The sequence below is a fragment of the Micromonospora sp. NPDC007220 genome, from assembly GCF_040634035.1.
Classification (GTDB): domain Bacteria; phylum Actinomycetota; class Actinomycetes; order Mycobacteriales; family Micromonosporaceae; genus Micromonospora; species Micromonospora reichwaldensis.
Genome location: NZ_JBEYEU010000016.1, coordinates 17654 through 36311 on the forward strand (window position 1 = coordinate 17654; position 18658 = coordinate 36311).

Genomic DNA, 18658 nt, shown 5'->3' on the forward strand with positions numbered 1-18658 from the left:
GGAAACTCGAGGTGCGGCCGTTCCTGTCAGGAGCCCTGTGGTCGACGTCCGGGATGCGATCACCCAGGCGCACACGCGGGAGTGGGCCCGGGTGGTCGCGCCCTCTCCAGGCGGTTCGGTGACCTCGACATCGCCGAGGAGGCGGCGGCCGGAGCTCGCGACCGCCGTCGAGCGGTGGCCGGCCAACGGCGTACCGCCCAATCCCGGCGCCTGGTTAACCACCACCGCCAACCGCAAGGCCATCGACCGGATCCGACGCGAGAACAAGCGCGACGACAAGCACAAGGAGGCTCAGATGGTGTACGACGACGACCCGCCCGAGCCTGTCGGCACCATCGACGACGATCGGCTCCGGCTGATCTTCACCTGCTGTCACCCGGCGCTGGCGATGCAGACCCGCGTAGCGCTGGCGCTGCGCATGGTCGGCGGTCTGACCGTGCCCGAGATCGCCCGTGCCTACCTGGTGCAGGAGACCGCCATGGAGCGGCGGATCACCCGCGCGAGGCCAAGATCAAGGCGGCCCGCATCCCGTATCGGGTGCCGTCCGTGGAGGATCTCCCGGCACGCGTGTCTGGCGTGCTTGCCGTCCTGTTCCTGGTGTTCAACGAGGGCTACCTGGCCACCGGCCCCGACACCGATCCCCTACGTCACGACCTGACCGCCGAGGCGATCCGGCTCACCCGCCTGATCCGTGCCCTCATGCCCGACGACGGTGAGGTGGCCGGGCTGCTGGCGCTGATGCTGCTCACCGAGGCCCGCCGCACCGCCCGGGTCTCGGCCAGCGGCGAACTGGTTTCCCTGGCCGAGCAGGACCGTGGGGCCTGGAACGCCGCGCTGATCGCCGAGGGGCATCGGCTGGTGCGCGAGCGCCTCGCCGCTGCCGCCGCCGGGGTGGCTCCGGGTCGCTACCAGATCTTCGCCGCGATCAACGCCGTGCACACCTCCGCCCGCGATATGCGCGACACCGACTGGTCGCAGGTCCTCGCCCTCTACGACCAACTCATCCGCCTCGACCCCTCCCCGGTCATCGCCCTCAACCGGGCAATCGCAGTAGCCGAACTCGACGGCCCGGACGTGGCACTGGCGGCCGTCGACCGTCTTGAGGACAAGCTGTCCGGCTACCACCCCTACCACGCCACCCGCGCCGAACTTCTGCGCAGGCTGGGCCAAAGTCAGCAGTCGCGCGCGGCATACGACAAGGCCATCGAGTTGGCAGGCAACGCCGCCGAGACCGCCTACCTGACACGCCGCCGCAACCAACTGCGGTAGCGCCCACGGATCCCGATCGACACCCCGCGCGCAGCGGCGGCCGACCCCGGCGCAATCAGATCGGCCCGACACCAGCATGAGGTCGTCAGCTTCTGACGGTCGGCACTGCACTGTCATCGGCACGAGCGGTCGGCGTTAGGTCTGCCGGGTAGCCGGACTGCGATGCCACGAGGGCTTATCCAGAGGGCTAATGCTTTTGCACTAGTGCACAGCGTGGCATTTCCCCTTAAAGGCGAGGGCTCAGGCGTCTTTTTTCGTACGGTGTCCACATGAGGTATCTGGAACGCCGTTTCGCGTCCGTCACTGAAGAGGTCACCGCATATGATCTCCCGGTTACCGGGCGGATCCCGGCCGAGCTCAACGGCCGCTACCTACGCAACGGGCCCAACCCGCTGGGCGTGGAAGATCCCGTTGTGCACATCTGGGGTATGGGCCAGGGCATGGTGCACGGGGTGCGGCTGCGTGAAGGCCGGGCCGAGTGGTACCGCAATCGCTTCGTGCGGACCCCGGGCTTCGCGCCCATGGTGCACGTGATCGAGCATGCCCAGCGAACCTTCGCCATGGCGGAGGGTGGCCTGCCGCCCGCCGAGCTGGACGAGGAGCTGAACACCGTGGGCGTTTGTGCCCTGGGAGGGACCGCGGAAGGGTTCACGGCGGGAGCGCACTCCAAGCACGACCCGCTCACCGGCGGGCTCCATTCGCTGTCGTACATGCCGGGTCACGACGTCGTCCAGTACATCGTGACCGACGCCGAGGGAAGCGTCGTCCAGACCACCACCATCCCCATGACGCGAACGCCATTCATGCACGACTTCGCCCTCACCGAGAACCACGTGGTGTTGTGGGACACGCCGCTGGGCTTCGACGGGTTTGACTGCCGGTGGTTGGCGGAGCACCCGACGCGGGTGGGCGTCATGCCGCGGACTGGAGGTGACGTGCGCTGGCTGGACATCGACCCGATCCATGTCAGTCACACGCTCAACGCCTACGACGACGGCGACTCGGTCGTGGTCGACCTGGTCACGGCCCAGGGGCCGTTCGATCCCGCCGACCCTGGGGCGATCCGGCCCACACTGGACCGTTGGACGATCACGTCGGAGGCGATCCACCAGCGGCACATCGACGACCGGCCGCAGGACTTCCCGCGCGTGAACGAGACGCGTACAACCCGCCCATACCGATACGGTTACTCGGCCGCGACCGCCCTGTACGGAATCCCGTTCACACCCCAGGGCTCGCCATCGGACGACGCCTTCACCAACGCCCTGGTCAAGCATGACCTGGAACGGGGAACGACCGAGGTACACGGGTTCGGGAATGACGAGGCGGTCGGGGAGGCCGTGTTCGCCGCCGCGGGGCATGGGGAGGACGAGGGGTACCTACTCACGTACGTGCACAATCCTCTTCGCAACGCCAGCGACCTGGTGATCCTTGCGGCCCAGGACTTCACGGGCGAGCCCGTCGCGCGCGTCCACCTCCCGGTCCCGGTGCCGCTCGGCCTGCACGGCAACTGGCTGCCTGACCGCTGAGGCATGGCAGCATGACGTCGTGAACGATCTCCAACCGCCGTATCTCCAGATCGCCGCCGACATCGAGCAGCGCATCGCCGATGGAGAGCTGCGGCCCGGCGATCCCATCCCCACCACCAGGGCGATCATGGGCGAGTGGGGCGTGGCAATGGCGACGGCCACCAAGGCGCTGGCCGCCCTCAAGCAGGCAGACGCCATCGAGTCCGTGCCTCGGGTCGGCGCCGTGGTCGCTCGCCGGAGACTGCCCTCGCGTTCGGCCGGCGGTCTCGAACGCGACCGAGTCGTCCGCGTGGCAATGGAGATCGCCGACGCCGACGGCTTGGCCGCCCTGTCCATGCGGGCGGTGGCGGCCAAGCTCGGGGTCGCCACCATGACCCTCTACCGGTATCTCGACGCCAAGGCCGAGCTCACCCAATTGATTGCCGACGCCGCATTCGCCGAGATCAAGTATCCGGAGCCGCCGCCGGGATGGCGTTCCCACCTGCGGGTGGCCGCTCAGCTGCAGTGGGCGACCTACCAGCGCCATCGCTGGCTGCCACGGCTCGTGTCCATCACCCGGCCGGCCACGCTGCCGGGCCTGCTGGCGTACGCACTGTGGACCCTGCGCGCGCTTGACGGCCTCGACCTGGACCCGCGCACACGGCTTCACGTCTACGCCACGATGGTCAACTACGTGCGAGGGACGGCGGTGAACATCGAGAGCGAGGCTGGTGCTGAGCTGGACACGGGGATGACGAGCGAGCAGTGGATCAAAACCCGGCTCCCCATCGAGGGGCCGCTGATCGCCCAGATCACGGAACCGGGCACGGAGCTCGATCTCGAGTCACTGTTCGCCTTCGGCCTCGAACGACTACTCGACGGCCTGACCCTCATGATCACGCCTCGGAAGATTCGCCGGTGACCGGACCTTCACCAGCGCGGTGTCGTCAAACACGCCGGCTGGAATCCACTTGGCCGTGTAATCCTGTGTCACCTGCGGGCAGCGATCTGCCGGACGCCGGGTCGGCGAAAATCCGCAGACGCCCACCTCGGTGAGCGTGGCGGACAGCGGGTCCGCGCCCGTCCTAATGAGTTCTGGGAGTAAGAGCCTGGTAAATAAGGGTTTCGGGAGGCCGGCGGGGTCGGTGCAGATCGACAACCGTGACGGCGTCGGCGTGGCTGCGTGACATAGGGAAAGGCCTCCGGTACGAGCAAAGGCGACAAACCGGCACGACCGAAGGCCCAACCCTGTCTGTATACCTTGTCGCCGGTGTCGCCGCATCCACCACCCCGGCCACCCTCGATGCTCACCTGCCCACCGCCCGGCCACGGCACTACCCGTCCGACACCAGCGACGCCGAATGGGCCGTCCTCGCCCCGTACGTCCCGGCCGGCACCGGACGTGGCCCGCCGATCATCTACCCACGCCGCGACATCGTGGACGCCATCCGCTATCTCGACCGCACCAGCTGCCAGTGGGACGCGCTACCGGCCGACTTTCCCCACCACAAGCTCGTCTACCAATACTCAAGACCTGGACCGCCGACGGAACGCTGCACCGCATGCACAACAGCCTGCGAGAACAGGTACGTGAGCAGATCGAGGAACGTAACCGGCAACCGACGGCCGCGCTGGTCGACTCCCAGTCGGTACGCGCCGCAGAGACCGTCGGCCGCCCCAGCCGCGGCTACGACGCGGGGAAGAAGGTCAACGGCCGCAAACGGCACATCGCCGTGGACACCTGCGGACTGCTCCTTGCGGTCCTGGTCACCGGCGGCAACGTCCAAGAGCGTGACGGCGCCGGACCCCTGCTGTGGGCGCTACACGCATGCTTCCCCACCATCCGACTGACCTGGACCGACAGCGGCTACGCCGGCAAACTCGTCACCTGGGCCGCCACCCACCTCACCCTGACCGTGCAGATCGTCGCCAAACTCGCCGGACAGACCACCTTCGTCGTCCTACACCGCAGATGGGCGGTCGAGCGCACCTTCTCGTGGATCAACCGGTGCCGACGCACCATCCGCGACTACGAACGGCTACCCGGCCACCACGCCGCGATGGTCCAATGGGCCATGATCATCGTCATGGCCCGCCGCCTCGCCCGCCACCAACACACCTGAAACCCTTATTTACCAGGCTCTTATCCCGCCGTTCCTAGAACCTGGCCGAACGCCGGGTGAGCACTGCAGCATCCGAGGGCATCACGCTCCGCGCAGCGCCGTACGCGGCAACAGCGGATGGGCGTTGTGCCCGTCTCACCCGGGTGACAGACGGTGCCGAGACCATGGAAGCTCGCTTCATGGATTCGTTGCTCGCTGACCTCAACCACCCGGCGATCGAGGCGTTCCTCGACGCCGTGGACGAGGTCATGAACAGCAATACGCTTATGCTCAAGGTCCGCGCCGACGTCCCGGTACAACCGGGCAACCGGGCAGCGATCCTGTCCGACTTCCTTCGCGCCCCTTTGTTCCACGAGATGATGCTCACCGCGGACCGGGCGCGCGGCTGGTGGATGTTCCACGAAATGCCGTATGAGCCGACCGCAGCGGCGCCGATCCCGGCTGCGGGCGCCCCGGGGTCGCTGGTCCGCGACGGGTTCCGACTGACCCTCAGCCCACTCGACGGCGCCGGCATGGCCGCCCGCCTGCGATGGATGCTCACCAGCGCCTGCAGCCCCTACCGCCGCCACCTCGACGAGAACCGCGCGCGAGACCTGGCCGGGGAGTTCCTCCGGCACGTGTTCGACTCCGGAGGCGGCCTTGGTCCCGTCGAGCCGGACCGGCGGTCGGGGACCGAAACACCGTGGGAGTTCTGCACCGTACGGCCGGACTTCCTGCGGGGCATGGACGAGCACGCCGACGAGCCGTACCAGCCCGCGTACTTCGAAGGCTGCGAGTCGGCCGACACCGCAACGTTCTTCCACCAAGGTGAGGTCTTCTACCTCCTGCTCACCAACGGCGCCCCATAGAGCCAACAGAGTTCGAATGGGCATGCAAATGCATGGTCGTCGATTTCTGAACTTCCTGTCATCGGCATGAGCGGGCATTCAGGCGGTCGGCGCCGGTCGCTCCTCCCGTTACGCGACATGACTCGGCTCGTTGAGATCGGATCTCCGTGGGGCCAGTCATGGGCGTCCTGGTGGGCCAGGTTCGGCAACTGCGGATGCAGCGCAAGCAGAGCCCTCGTGCTGAATCGAGCATCGTCCTCATTCATGCTATGCGGCGCTGCTGGCGTGGGCCGCGCTGACTGATATACGCGGGCCCAGGCCGAGAGGGGTCGGCAAGTGCCCGAGGAGCGGTGGGTACGGATCGCAGCGGTGGAACCGCGCTCGGGCGGGGGCGACCAACGTTTGAGTCGGCGGAGCCGCTGTCGAGTCCTGCGGGGAAATGACCGATCTGGCGCAGTAGACCGTCTGCGGCGTAGGCCATCACCGTGCCGATACCGTCGTGGGACCGCTCGGCGATCCGGGTCCTCTCGACGATGTGCTGCGCCAACCGGTACGCCTCACCAGGGCCTGCCGCGTCGAGCACCCGGGGTGAGAGGATCCGCGCCGCCTCGTAGCGGCCCCCGATGTCGTCGAGCAGCTGCGGGCTGCGGCCGAGCAGGCGGTCGAGGTGGTGGTCGACGACGGCGAAGAGCAGCGGCCGGGTCTGGTGTCGCAGCGCGGCGCGCAGCTGGGCGCGACCGTTGGGCCGGGCGAGCAGGTCGGCCGGGTCGGCGCCGGTCGCGAACTCGGCGGCGAGCAGCCTGCCCTGCGCGCCCGGCTGTCGTAGCAGGTCGAACGCGGTGTCGGCGGCCCTGCGTCCGGCCGGGTCGGCGTCGAAGGCCACCACGATCGCGTCGCGGCATCCAGGCATCGAACGGAGGATGGCCGCCTGGGCTGCGCCGAAGGCCGTGCCACACGGTGCGACCGCGACCGCCCCGGGAAGGCCGGAGCGGGAGTACGAGAGCCAGATGGCGATCGTGTCCGCCGGGCCCTCGACGAGTACGGGCTGCCAGCCGGCCCGGATGCGGTCCTGCTGCTCGGCCACGCCGAAGAGCAGCTTGTCCTTGTGGTAGAGGGGCGACTCATGGGTGTTGAGGTACTTGGGCAGCTGCGGGTCGGCGGTGAGGGATCGGTCGCTGGCACGGCCGATGAACGCCGCGACGTGTCCGTCGGGATCGCGGATGGGAAAGATGATCCGGTCGCGGAACACATCGATCAACCGGTCCGGGTTGTCGCGGGTGGGCTTGGAAAGCCCCGCGACTACGAGGTCCTCGGGAGAGAAGTCCATTCCCCTCAAGTGATCGGTCAAGGCCGACCAGGTCCGTGGCGCGTAGCCAACCCGCCAGGGCCATTCCCTGTCGACCAGGGTGCCCAGGGCGCGGCTGGTCAGGTAGCGGCGCGGCTCTTCGGTGGCGGCGAGCTGGCCGCGGAACCAGGCCACCGCGGCTTCGTTGGCGGCAAGGAGTCGCCGTGGATCGTGCTCCCGGTCGGTATTGCCCGCTCGGACTGGGTCAGGGGAGGCCATCACGACGTCGTCGCCTCCTCAGGACGCGTCATCCCGTGGTGGTTCCGGTTGGCGTTGGTGGTGATCCGTGCCTCGGCGGCGGTTGCCGCCGCAGCGAGCTCTGCGGCCAGTGGCCCGGTGTACCAGGGCCGCAGGTCCAGCATGACGGCCCGGATGCCGGTGGCCAGCAGTAGCGCGGTGCCCTTGGGCATGGCGCGAATTTGGGCGGCGTCGAGGATGCGCTGGCGCCGTACCGACGTCTGCCAGGAGGTACCGCCCCGACCGTCACGGGTGCGGGAGGCCACGGCGATGTCATGGTCACCGACGAGCCGGGACAGGTCCTCGGCGAACTTCGCGTCGTCGATTCCTGCGCCCACGAGTTTCGCTGTGGCCGCCGACCAGAGGGTGTCCATGCCCTTGTCGCCCCACACTCGGGCGCCCTGCCGGTAGGACTGCAGGATCGTCAGTGGGATCACCCCCCGGCTGCCCAGGTGCGAGTACAGGTCAGGAAGGTCGCGGATTTTGCAGATGTTTGCCGCCTCGTCCAGCACTGCGACCAGGGGCGGGTCAAGTCGACCGCCGCGCACCTCGGCGGTGCGCACCGCCTCCCGGAGTAGTTGGTCGGCCAGCCCGGCGACGAGCGGGGCGGCGTTACCGGCGCCGTCCTTGCTGAGCAGGTACATGGTGTCTGCGCTGCCGGGGAATGCCCGCACGTCGAGGACCGGCAACACCCGATGCTTTGGCGGGGTGACCCAGGCCATGATCTGTGGGTTGGCCAAGCAGGCGGCTGCGGTCCGTGCCGTCTCGTACAGGCCTTCGCGGGTCTCTGGCGCGCCGGCCTGCCGGCCCGCCAGGGCCCGCGCGGACGCGGCGTGCCCCTGGGTTTGGAGGATCTCGCCGGGTTCCCGGGCAGTGGAGTCCGACAGCCACCGTTGCACCGACGTGAGCGTGCCCCTGTCGAGCGCGGCCGCCAGGATCAGGGAGGTCAGCAGGTCCAAGGCGCCGAGGATCCAGAAGTCGTCGCCGCCGCGGCCATTGCGGATCTGTTGAACGAAGTGGTCGGCCAGTCGTTGGGCGTCCTCGATCCCGCCGACGGCTTCCAGCGGGTTCCACCACCAGCTCTGCTGTTCGTGGGTGATGGCCTGTGGGTCGAACACCCAGACCCTGCCGTGCTCGGCGCGGTGCGCGGCGGTGACCACCGGCACCCGCATCACACGGCTTAATCTCCACACGTCGTTCATGATGGACAACCATGGCGAGAGCCCTTAGCGGGCGGTCTACGGCGTTACGGAGCGCCGTGCCAGCGAGGACTTCGTTAAGCTCACTGCGGAGCGTCCGCTACGGGCGGATGCCGGGAGTGTGGATCTAACGGCTCTGTCTCACATTCGGCTCTGTCTCACATTCGGTGGTGACGGAGGGTGCTGGTTAGCCGAGCAGGATGCGGTGTCGCAGGAGAGTGAAGCCCGCGCGTCCGTACATCTGTCGCTTGATCAGTTTGGTTTTGGTGTTGACGCCTTCGGTGCCACCGTTGTGGAAGGGGTAGGTCAGGGCGGCGTTCACGGCGTCACGGTCCAGGCCGAGGCCGCGGGTGAACGTGTGCAGGTGGGGCAGGTCGATGGTCTTGGCCTCGGCGATCCACGCGGTGAGACGGTCGTCGTTGCCGGCGGCGGGCGTGAGGAGTGCGGCGAACGAGCCGATGAAGCCGGCCAGCGCGGTCATCTGTGGACAGGCGCCGGTGAGAGCGTCGACGAGCGTCCGCTGATGTTCTTTGAGCTGGTCGGGGCGGTCAGGGCCGGTGGTGATCATGTTGGCGCAGAACGACCATTCCACTGGCATATCTTCGGCGGCCGGTCCTCACGGTGGCTCATGGCATAGGGCTGGTACAACGGCGGTGGGGTTGCCCTCGACTGTCGGAGTTGATCTATGGGTGAACGGTGGCGGGCGCCTTCACCGGTGTCAGCGGCCTTGCTGGCGGTTGCGTTGGCCTTGGTCGGGAATCTGGCGACCAACGTGGTCGAGGTGGATCGGCCGTGGTGGCGGCCGGTGGTGTTCAGCACGCTCGTGCTGCTGGTCGTCGGGGTGCTGGTGCTGGAGTGGCTGCGGCATCGGGCCGCGCGTGCCCGGGAGCAGTTGGATCCGGCTGGTGAGCGGGCGCGGGTGTTCGGGGCGATTCCGCGTGCGGCGTGGAGGTGGCAGCTGCGGCCGGTGGAGCAGAAACGAGCCGGCCGCGACATCGGCCTGCGGGGGCGCTCGTGAGCGGCCCTGGCCAGCGTGGCCGTGGTGCGGTCCTGGCCGCGATGGCAGCCGTGGTGGTCGTGCTCACCGCGGCGTTGGGTGCGGCGACCAACATCGGGACTGGGATGCTGCCGGCCTGGCGGTGGGCGCACAGCCCGGCGGTGATCTGGTCGGTGGTGGCCACGTCCGTTCTGCTGCTGATGCTGCTAGCGGTGATCCAGCAGCGCATGGCTGGCACGGACAACCCGCCGGGGCTCGGTGCGACGGTGCGGCACATATTCGTCCCCCGGCGAGCCGGCGCTACCCGCCCGGCGATTGCGTCGCTTCGCCCGCCGCAAGTGACCGACCGCGACATCCGAGGACGTGACCGGCTGGTCGACCAGATGACCGCCCTATACAGCTGGCGGGGTCGTCACCGGCCGCGGGTCAACATTCTGCACGGGATGGGCGGGGCGGGTAAAACCACCGTCGCGCAGCTGGTCGCGGGCCGACTGACTCGCGCCGGGGTACGAGTGTGGTGGGTATCGGCCGCCACGGCCACCCAGCTGGATACCGGGATGCGGCAGCTCGCCGCCGAGCTGGGCGCGTCCGCCGCTGATATCGAGCACGCCTGGTCCGACACCGGCAGCGGCCCCGACCTGGTCTGGGGAATGCTGGACCAGTTGCCGCAGCGCTGGCTGCTGGTCATCGACAACGCCGACGACACCCGGCTGCTCACCCCACCCGACGAACCGGTCACTGCCGGGCGCGGCTGGCTCCGGCCCGTCCCGCACCGCCGCGGCTTGCTGCTGCTCACCACCCGCGACGGCGATCCCGCCACCTGGCCCGCCGCCCGGTATCACGACGGCGGGGACCGTGGCGACTGGTACCGACTGCATCCGGTGGGGATGCTCACCCCGGCCGACAGCGCAGCCGTGCTCCTGGACCACGCCGGCGCCGCCGCAGGCACTGTCGAGCAGGCCACCGCACTGGCCGAACGCCTCGGCGGGCTACCTCTGGCCTGGGTATCGCCGGTCAGACCATCAGCCAGGTCCGCCGCACCGGGGTCGCCGGCTCACCCGCGACGTTCGCCGGGTACCGCACCGCACTGGACACCGGCGACACACCAACATCAACACCAACACCGACACCGGCCGCGGGCGCACTCAGCGAGGCGCAGGCGCGCCGCACCATCGACCGGACCTGGGAACTGTCGCTGGACCTACTCGACAGGCGAGGCCTGCCGCAGGCCCGCACCCTGCTGCGGCTGCTGGCCACCTTCGCCGACGCCCCGATCCCCACCCACCTGCTCGACCCGGCTACCCTGGCCGCCACCGCTCTCCTGCCTGATCTCACCGGTGAGCACCTCGCCACGCTCCTGCAAGCCCTGACCGGTGTAGGACTGGTCACCCTCGAACAAACCCAGCGCTCGACACCCGTGACCCTCGCGCGGCTGCATCCACTCATCCGCGACACCAGCCGCCGACCTCTGCACACCACCCAGCGGCACACCACCTACCTCGCCGTGTCCATCACCCTCCTGCTGAATAGCACCACCAATCTCGACGCCGACAACCCCACGACCTGGCCCATCTGGCAGACACTCGCCCCGCACACCACCGACCTGCACAGCCAAGCCACCACGCACCCCGATACCAGCGACGAAACACTTATCGACGTCTGCGGCCTGACACAAAAAACCGCCCGCTATCTCGGCGAAGCCGGCCTCCACCAAAGCGCCCGAGACCTGTTCGCCGAGCTGCTCCCCATCTACGAGCAGGTCCAGGGTGTCGAGCACCCCGAAATCCTGGCTACCCGCCACAACCTCGCGCGCTGGACCGGGGCGGCGGGTGATCCGGCCGGCGCCCGAGACCTGTTCGCCGAGGTGCTCCCCATCTACGAGCAGGTCCTGGGCGCCGAGCACCCCGACACCCTGGACACCCGCAACCACCATGCGTACTGGCTCGGGAAGGCAGGTGATCCGGCCGGCGCCCGCGACCTGCTCGCCGAGCTGCTCCCCATCTACGAGCAGGTCCAGGGTGTCGAGCACCCCGAAATCCTGGCCACCCGCCACAACCTCGCGCACTGGATCGGGGTTGCAGGTGATCCGGCCGGCGCCCGAGACCTGTTCGCCGAGGTGCTCCCCATCCGTGAGCGGGTCCTGGGCGCCGAGCACCCCGACACCGTGACTACTCGCTACGACCTCGCGTACTGGATCGGGGCGGCGGGTGATCCGGCCGGCGCCCGAGACCTGTTCGCCGAGGTGCTCCCCATCCGTGAGCGGGTCCTGGGCGCCGAGCACCCCGAAACCCTGAACACCCGCCACAACCTCGCGCGCTGGATCGGGGCGGCGGGTGATCCGGCCAGCGCCCGCGACCTGCTCGCCGAGCTGCTCCCCATCCGCGAGCGGGTCCAGGGTGTCAAGCACCCCGACACCCTGGACACCCGCAACGACCATGCGTACTGGACCGGGAAGGCGGGTGACCCGGGCCGGCGCCCGCGACCTGCTCGCCGAGGTGCTCCCCATCCGTGAGCGGGTCCAGGGCCTCAAGCACCCAGGGTGCAGGTCTAGACAAAGCCGGCTGATTGCTGCGCATGGCTCGGTAGTCACTTCACGGTTTCGGCGTAGCGCCTAATCACTTGCCGTGGTCGGCCCGGGCTGGCATCATCCCGGCCATGATCGAGAGAATCGAGTCCTCCGTCCGCCGGTGAGCGTGACGACCGAGCCAGGATCGCTCGGACCCCAGACCGCCCTGTTCGAACACGCCCTGCGCCTGCATCAGCAAGATCCGGATTCGCCCCTGCCACGTGATGGCGAGCCGTATCCGGACGACGAGCTCCACCGCTATCAGCGGCAGCGCCCGCAGACCCGGAAAGATCAGCGCCTCCGCGGCGTCGACGTTGCCGCCATCCTCGACATGCACTTCGGCAAGGCCGATGCGCCACCGAGCGAACTCGCCGACGCGTTCTGCCTGGCTGACGTCCCGATCCATCACAACGAGCACATCGCTGCAGCGGCGCTGCGCGCGGACCGGCAGCGGGTGCGGCAGACTGGCCGGTGGCTGGTGCGGCACAGCCCCGATCGATGCTCAGCCGCTGTTGGGCTGGCACTGCTCGCCACGGACTGGGCGGAGGAAGACATCCCGCTGATCCAGACTATCGGCCTGCTGTCGCATTGGTTCGGGCCGTTGGCCGCCGAGGGGCTGCGACGTCGCCGAGGAGGCGAACAAGCGTTGTTGTGGCTGGCCCAGCGTGTTGCCGGTTGGGGACGGGTCTACGTCATCGAGGCGCTCTGCCAGCAGGGGGCATACGCCTCGCGTCGATGGCTGCTGCGCCACGCCTGCGACGGCGACTACCTCAACGGCTACTTCGCCGGCCGCGTCGCCACTGCAGCTCACCTGCACGAAGCGATCACCGGGACTGAGACCGACGATGACCTGGTCGATCACACCGGTCGACTGTTGAAGATAATGGCGGGCTGCGGTGGCATGGGCATGCCCCTCGATCACTATCCGCCGGCGCCTCATGTCCTCGCCGCGCACGTGGCTCGCCTCGACCGGCAGACGCCGACCCTGAGCAGGTACGTCGACGCCGCGATCATCGCCGACCATCTCGCGGACAAGACTCCGCAGCAATCCGGATGCACGAATGAACAGCGAGACCACCTCGTCCAGCAGTACCTGGCCGTGCTTGATCGACAAGACTGGTGTGATGCCGTTCGCGCCGGCCTTGATGCGGACAACGACTTCTTCGCCTGGTTCGCCAGCAACCCTGCGGCACGGCTGCATCTGCGAGCGTTCACGGAGATGACGGGTGATGATCGATGAACGAGGCTGCCGATCAGCGCCTGATCGACGCCGTGCAGGCTGGGGACGAGGTGGCCGTCGGGCAAGCGCTGGCCACCGGCGCGGACCCGAACGTCCCGGTTGGCCGCTTCCGAGGATCGTTGCTGGCCGAGGCATCGCGCAGCGGCCGGCGGGGGATCGTGGGCATGCTGGTGAACGCCGGCGCGCGCATCGGCCCCGCCGATCCCTACACCGCCTCGCCGTTGCGCGCCGCCGTACTCGAAGCGCACACGGAGGTGGTGCTGCTTCTTATCGCCCATGGGGCGCTCACGACGGAACCCGCCACCGGGCCGAGCGTGCTGACCCAGGCCCTGTCCCACACCGCATTCCGCCCGACACCAACAGCTCTTGCGACGCTACGGGTGCTGCTGGAAGCGGGAGCGACCCCCGTCCCGAACGAGGAAGCACCACTCATCACCGCAGTGACGCGACCCGTCGCACCGGCGGTGCTACGACTTCTCCTGGCCTACGGAGCGGACGCCAACCAAAAGCGTTCCGATGCCACACCAGCGATCGTGGTGGCGGCGCGTCGAGGCGATCACGCCGCGGCCGACGTGCTCCTTGAGGCCGGCGCCGACGTGAACGCCCGCGACGGGCAAGGGCGAACCGCGTTGATGCACGCAGTCGAACGCAACGAACGACGGGTCATCGCTACCCTCCTGCTGGCCGGCGCCGCCATCGACACCGTCAGCGCCGACGACATGACGGCCCTGCAACTTGCGCGTGGCTGGCAACGCCAGAACATCCAGTTCATGCTGGGCGAGTGCCACGCCGGCCTGGACGACGTGCCAATTGTTCGTACCGCTCTCCGGGTTGCCGCGTCCGACGTCCGGCTCGCCGGAGACCCGCAGATGCTCCATCTGCTGGCGGACGTCATCGACATCGCCCTAGGAGATCTCGGAGACGACGAGTGGAACACTCGCACGGGCACCGACGCCGAGGTGGCCCGGGCCTTTGCCGTCCGCCTGCGCGACGACCTCGTCCCAGCAGTCCACGCATCCTGGCATCAGCTCGACGCAACTGCGGCCGAGCTTGCCGCCGCGCGCTCGGCGTTGGTGGAACTCGCCTACGGCACCACGCAGATCATGCCAGCCGCCGCCAGCCGGCTCGAGATAACCGACCTGCTCGAGGAGCTGAATCGACAGCTTGGTCGCTAACGCCAACGCCAGTCACGTGCGTCGGAGCAGGGGGCGCGGGAGGAAGTCGTACAAGCTGTTGAGAGGTCTGTGCCTCGAGTGTTCGGTGGCGGAGAGGCGCTGGTGCCGTTCTCTAGCGCTTCTCCGCAGCCGGGCCGCCCGTGAGATCTCACAACCGTCTCACGGACGGCCCGGGAAGGCCCGGTAGAGCCCGACCTGCCTCGGACTGCCGGCTGGCCGATGACCTGCAATTTCGGCAGGAGGCGGTATCGTCCGGCAGCCGCCGGTAGACCTGCTAGTTCACTGGGGGTCAAGGGGTCGTCGGTTCGAATCCGGCCGTCCCGACAGTAAAACAGCAGGTCAGGGCCTTGATTCACTTCGGTGAGTCGGGGCCTTCTTGCTGTCTCGCCTCACAATTCATCACGTACGCTCGTGCTGCTGAATTTCCGGCGCTGGAGTCACCCGAACAGCCCTGATTCGAGGTGCTCGGCCGCCACCTTCAGGTGGCTGCTGTCGGGGTGGACGTAGACCCGCTTGGCGAGGGTGCCGCCGTCCGCGTGGCCGGCCCAGGCCGCCAGGACGACGTCGGGCACTCCGGCGCCGGCGAGGTATGTCAGGCAGGCGTACCGCGCGTCGTACGGCCGGACCTTGCGAACCCCCACCTTCGCCATCAGCTCGTAGACCCGGCGGCGGAACCAGTCGGTACGTTGCGGTTGGCCGAGTTCGTCGACTAGGACGTAGCCGCTGTCGACGTAGACGTCGCCCGCCTTCAGGCCCTCCTTCTTCTGCAGGGTCTGGAACGCCTTCAGCGCCTTCGCGGCCGTCGCCGGCATCAGTAGGCCGCGTTTGCCGGCCGCCGACTTGGCCTCCTTCTCCTCGATCTCGCCGTCGACGAGCGTCCGCGTGTTCTCCCCGGCCGCGATCGTGCCGGCCTCGAAGTCGACATCGGACCAGCGCAACCCACACACCTCTGCCGGCCGTAGGCCCATCAGCGACAGCAGGCAGGGGGCGTGTAGGCGCTCGCCCGCGATCCCCGTCAGGAACGTCTTGACCTCCTCCTGGGCCCGGGGCTTGCGCTGTGTCCGCGTCTCGGCGTCGGCCTTCGCTGCAGCCCTTGGGATGGTCACGAACGCTGCGACGTTGTGCACCACGAGCTGGCGGCGAACCGCCACGTTCAGCGCGGTCCTGAGGCGGCCGAGCGTCAGGCGCACCGATCGGACGCCCAGTCCCGTTCCCGGCTTGCCGCCGCGTCGTCGTCCCTCTGTCAGCATCCAGTCGATCAGCGCCTCAATGTCAGCCTCGGTGACGTCTTGGAGCGGCTTGCTGCCGAGGCGGGCGCGGACCGGTAGGAGCGGTACGGTAGTTGGCGGCGGTGGCCTTCTCGACATCGCGGGTGGCGGTCGTCAACCATTCGTCGAGGAACTCGTCGACCGTGATCTTGCCCGGCTTGACCAAACCGTCTCGTGGTGTTTCAGCATGGTATCGATGGCCCAGCGCAGGGCGGCCGCAACCTGGTCAGGCGGATATCTGGGCAGCGCTTCGGCCTCCGCCCGGCGCAACGCAATGCCGATTCGGAGTGGATGTGTGTTGGCCAGCAGATGCAGCAATCGGTTTTCGAGTTGACGGAGGTCAGCCATTCCCGAGTCGTCTGGTTCCTCGAACGGGTCACCTGCACGTGGTCCGGCAGGATTGGCCAAATTGGTTCGTTCCTTTCTTAAGCCGCGGTCGGGTGTATGGACGTTCGACTCCTCTGAGGCGCCTTGGCAGGGGCTAGATGCTCCTGCATCACACGGATGGCTCGGCCATTGCCACGGCAACCCGACGAGGGCCGGTGAACGACTCTCGGCCGTGCGCAACCAACATGTTGTCCACCACCAGCACGTCGTTCAGCTCATAGTCGAAGCGAGTGGAGGCCGACCGGTAGCACGAGCGTAGATGGTCAAGCGTCTCGTCCGGAATGGAGGCGCCGTCTCCGAAGTAGGTGTTGGTGGGTAGGTCCTCGTCGCCGAAGATCGCACGAAGCCCCGACTGAACCTCGGCCGCCAGCGTGGTCACGTGGAAGAACGTCGCGTGGTTGAACCACACGGCCTCACCAGAATCCGGGTGCGTGTGCACCGCGTTCCGGACGGCCCTCGTCCGTAGTCCGTTGCCGCGCCATTCCAGCTCGATGCCGCGACCGCGACAGTACTCCTCTACAATGGCGCGCTCGTCGGTGTTGAACACCTGTCGCCAACTCTGACCGAAGCTTTCGTGGAAGTTGCGCACTACCATCCAACGCCGCCGCCTGAATTCTTCTCTGACGTCTGGATGAATGGCAGAATATATCGCCCGGGTGTCGGCCAACGGCGTGGCTCCGAGGCTTTCCGCTGGCTGAAGGCAGTAAAAGAATAGCAATCTGGGCCACGTTGCCTGATATGAGTTCTCGTTGTGTAGGAATATCTCCTCGGATGGTGGATAGTCCGTGGACGTGTAGACCTTCCCCTTGATTGTGCTGCGTGGGGACGACCGCTCGGAGTAGGTCAGTGGAGGGCCCGCGAGTGCCCGTACGACGGAGTCGAATCCGTCGACACCGCCCACATCGAACCCCCGGAACAGCAAGGCGCCCCGGTGGGTGAGTCGCTGGCGGAGCTCGGCACGTCGCCTCTTTATGGCCGCTACGATGTCAGGCTCGTCGTCCACCTCGATCAGGGCTGGTAACAGTGAGTTCGACATGACGTCCTCCTTAAGCACAAGAAAGTCAGAAGGGGGGCGGTGCAGGACGCGCGGTTGAGTGAACTTGCACCAGCGGGACTGGCGGACGTTCCGTCAGCTGTCGACGAGAATAAGGCCGTGTACTCGCCGGAGTTCTTCGCCGGGCTCGATTCCCACTTCGGCTACGAGGACATCGCGCGCTGCCCGATAGGCCAGCAGAGCGTCGGCTCGCCGGCCTGTTTGATGTAACGCAGTCATGAAGTGAGCCCACAATCGTTCCCGCAGCGGGTAGTCTTTTACCAGCTGGGTCAACTGTTCTATCGAGTCGCCGTAGCATCCGATTTGGTGCTCCATGCTGACGAGTTCGTCGATCAGCGTCAGGCGGCTTTCCTCGAGCTGTGCGGCGATTGAACGGACGAGGCTCCCGCCGATGTCGGAAAGTGCTTTCCCGCGCCACAGTGTCAGCGCGCGCCGCATGTGTTGAACGGAGTCGGCCAGCTGCCCGGCGCTTTCTGCGCGACGGGCTGCTTCCGTGAAACTCCGGAACGCTCCGACGTCGATCGACGATTCGGAGGTGCGGAGCAAGTAGCCCGAAGCGGTGGTCTCGATGAGGTCAGTCGACCCGTTCTGGCGAAAGGTCTGCCGGAGTCGGGAGATGCAGATTTGAATCTGGTTCCTTGCTGTGCTCGGCGGATCGTCCTCCCATACCGCCTCGACTAGTCTGTCCATCGTAACCGGGCAGGGTGCTTCGATTAGGAGCATGGCTAGCACTGTGCGCTGACGTGCGGAGGTGAGCAGCACAGGGCCTGTCGATCCAGTGATCTCAAGCGGACCGAGAAGTTGGAAGCGTATCTCCTCGATGTGGTTTTCGGGACACTTCTCCTGGTCTGTCAAGGGCATTTCTGGGCCTCTCCCTTAAATTGGGAATAGGCGCCATTGAGCTCTCGCCATAGCCTTGATGGCTTTCTCATATGCTTTCCCCCGTGATGCAAATGGCGTCCTGCCGTCGACTTCCCAGGATGATGGGATCGCACGATAAAACGACCGTGATGAATGTCATCTTACTGTGCGTCGTGAGGTGGAGTCAACATGGAAGCTAGCTGTGTCCGGCGCGAGACCGGTGCAGGGCGGATGTTTTTCCTGCTCTGGGCCGTGCTTCATCGGGTGCGGCGGCGGTGACGCTGCGGGCCGCTGGTTCGTGAAAGCGGAGCGAAAGCTGGGTGATACCGGGCATTGCCATGATGGGGTGAGGATACTGGGGTCGCAAGAGAGGTAGTTGATCGATGGAAAACGAGCTATACCAGGTTGTTCTGAATGACGAGGAGCAGTATTCCATCTGGCTCGAAGGAAGAGATGTTCCGGCGGGTTGGCGAGTCGAGGGAACTGTCGGCACGCGAGAGCAGTGCCTCAGCTATATCGATAAGGTCTGGACTGACATGCGACCGCTGAGCCTGCGTCGCCGAATGGATCAGGCAAACAACTGACCGCGCTGCCGCACGCTA

General features: G+C 67.4%; 15 protein-coding genes and 3 pseudogenes. 12 read left to right on the top strand and 6 right to left on the bottom strand.

From position 1 onward, the window contains the following. Nucleotides 1-37 precede the first annotated feature (37 nt). The 6 genes and pseudogenes from ABZ573_RS23595 (at nucleotide 38) to ABZ573_RS23620 (ending at nucleotide 5748) form a co-directional block, all read left to right on the top strand. Nucleotides 38-1269 (top strand): annotated as a pseudogene (locus tag ABZ573_RS23595) (DUF6596 domain-containing protein). Between the two features lie 269 nt (nucleotides 1270-1538). After that, a complete protein-coding gene (locus ABZ573_RS23600; RefSeq protein ID WP_358120972.1) occupies nucleotides 1539-2798 on the top strand; it encodes a carotenoid oxygenase family protein in 1260 nt (419 codons plus the stop codon). Between the two features lie 19 nt (nucleotides 2799-2817). Beyond that, nucleotides 2818-3699 carry a GntR family transcriptional regulator gene (locus ABZ573_RS23605; RefSeq protein WP_358120975.1) on the top strand — a complete coding sequence of 294 codons (882 nt, stop codon included), beginning with the start codon at nucleotides 2818-2820 and terminating at the stop codon, nucleotides 3697-3699. A 239-nt stretch (nucleotides 3700-3938) separates the two neighbouring features. Continuing rightward, a pseudogene (locus tag ABZ573_RS23610) lies at nucleotides 3939-4295 on the top strand (transposase); the annotation flags it as partial. Next, nucleotides 4253-4900: an IS5 family transposase gene (locus tag ABZ573_RS23615; RefSeq protein ID WP_358120978.1), complete on the top strand. Its 648-nt coding sequence runs from the start codon at nucleotides 4253-4255 to the stop codon at nucleotides 4898-4900. The pseudogene ABZ573_RS23610 and the gene ABZ573_RS23615, both read left to right, overlap by 43 nt. A 179-nt stretch (nucleotides 4901-5079) precedes the next feature. After that, on the top strand, nucleotides 5080-5748 hold the full coding sequence (locus ABZ573_RS23620) for a hypothetical protein (RefSeq protein WP_358120981.1): 669 nt from the start codon (nucleotides 5080-5082) through the stop codon (nucleotides 5746-5748). 241 nt (nucleotides 5749-5989) lie between these two features. Here ABZ573_RS23620 and ABZ573_RS23625 read toward each other — a convergent pair whose 3' ends face one another. From ABZ573_RS23625 to ABZ573_RS23635, 3 genes and pseudogenes are all read right to left on the bottom strand, one after another. Continuing rightward, complete coding sequence (locus ABZ573_RS23625; RefSeq protein WP_358120984.1) at nucleotides 5990-7207, bottom strand: toprim domain-containing protein; 1218 nt, start codon at nucleotides 7205-7207, stop codon at nucleotides 5990-5992. An 83-nt stretch (nucleotides 7208-7290) separates the two neighbouring features. After that, entirely contained in the window at nucleotides 7291-8511 is a 1221-nt protein-coding gene (locus tag ABZ573_RS23630) for a TraM recognition domain-containing protein (RefSeq protein ID WP_358120987.1), read from the bottom strand. Nucleotides 8512-8695: 184 nt separating this feature from the next. After that, nucleotides 8696-9028, bottom strand: a pseudogene (locus ABZ573_RS23635) (transposase); the annotation flags it as partial. A gap of 261 nt (nucleotides 9029-9289) precedes the next feature. On the opposite strand from ABZ573_RS23635, the gene ABZ573_RS23640 reads away from it, so the two are divergent. The 5 genes from ABZ573_RS23640 to ABZ573_RS23660 all read left to right on the top strand — a co-directional run bounded on the left by ABZ573_RS23640 (nucleotide 9290) and on the right by ABZ573_RS23660 (nucleotide 14486). After that, nucleotides 9290-9526, top strand: a complete 237-nt coding sequence (locus ABZ573_RS23640) for a hypothetical protein (protein WP_151452516.1) — start codon at nucleotides 9290-9292, stop codon at nucleotides 9524-9526. Nucleotides 9527-9567: 41 nt separating this feature from the next. Continuing rightward, nucleotides 9568-10875: an AAA family ATPase gene (locus tag ABZ573_RS23645; RefSeq protein WP_358120990.1), complete on the top strand. Its 1308-nt coding sequence runs from the start codon at nucleotides 9568-9570 to the stop codon at nucleotides 10873-10875. Between the two features lie 47 nt (nucleotides 10876-10922). Then, on the top strand, nucleotides 10923-12017 hold the full coding sequence (locus ABZ573_RS23650; protein WP_358120993.1) for a tetratricopeptide repeat protein: 1095 nt from the start codon (nucleotides 10923-10925) through the stop codon (nucleotides 12015-12017). Between the two features lie 175 nt (nucleotides 12018-12192). Further along, nucleotides 12193-13311: a hypothetical protein gene (locus ABZ573_RS23655; RefSeq protein ID WP_225851897.1), complete on the top strand. Its 1119-nt coding sequence runs from the start codon at nucleotides 12193-12195 to the stop codon at nucleotides 13309-13311. Beyond that, nucleotides 13308-14486, top strand: coding sequence for an ankyrin repeat domain-containing protein (locus tag ABZ573_RS23660; protein ID WP_151452518.1), 1179 nt, complete (start codon nucleotides 13308-13310; stop codon nucleotides 14484-14486). The genes ABZ573_RS23655 and ABZ573_RS23660 overlap by 4 nt, the downstream gene beginning before the upstream one ends. A 437-nt stretch (nucleotides 14487-14923) precedes the next feature. Here the strand turns inward: ABZ573_RS23660 and ABZ573_RS23665 are convergent, their stop codons facing one another. From ABZ573_RS23665 to ABZ573_RS23675, 3 genes are all read right to left on the bottom strand, one after another. After that, on the bottom strand, nucleotides 14924-15676 hold the full coding sequence (locus ABZ573_RS23665) for a tyrosine-type recombinase/integrase (RefSeq protein ID WP_358120998.1): 753 nt from the start codon (nucleotides 15674-15676) through the stop codon (nucleotides 14924-14926). A gap of 574 nt (nucleotides 15677-16250) precedes the next feature. Continuing rightward, nucleotides 16251-17177: a TauD/TfdA family dioxygenase gene (locus ABZ573_RS23670; RefSeq protein ID WP_151452520.1), complete on the bottom strand. Its 927-nt coding sequence runs from the start codon at nucleotides 17175-17177 to the stop codon at nucleotides 16251-16253. Nucleotides 17178-17270: 93 nt separating this feature from the next. Continuing rightward, entirely contained in the window at nucleotides 17271-18056 is a 786-nt protein-coding gene (locus ABZ573_RS23675) for an AfsR/SARP family transcriptional regulator (RefSeq protein ID WP_151452521.1), read from the bottom strand. Nucleotides 18057-18439: 383 nt separating this feature from the next. Here ABZ573_RS23675 and ABZ573_RS23680 point away from each other — a divergent pair, with 383 nt between their 5' ends. Continuing rightward, nucleotides 18440-18640, top strand: coding sequence for an MbtH family NRPS accessory protein (locus ABZ573_RS23680; protein ID WP_151452522.1), 201 nt, complete (start codon nucleotides 18440-18442; stop codon nucleotides 18638-18640). Nucleotides 18641-18658 lie beyond the last annotated feature (18 nt).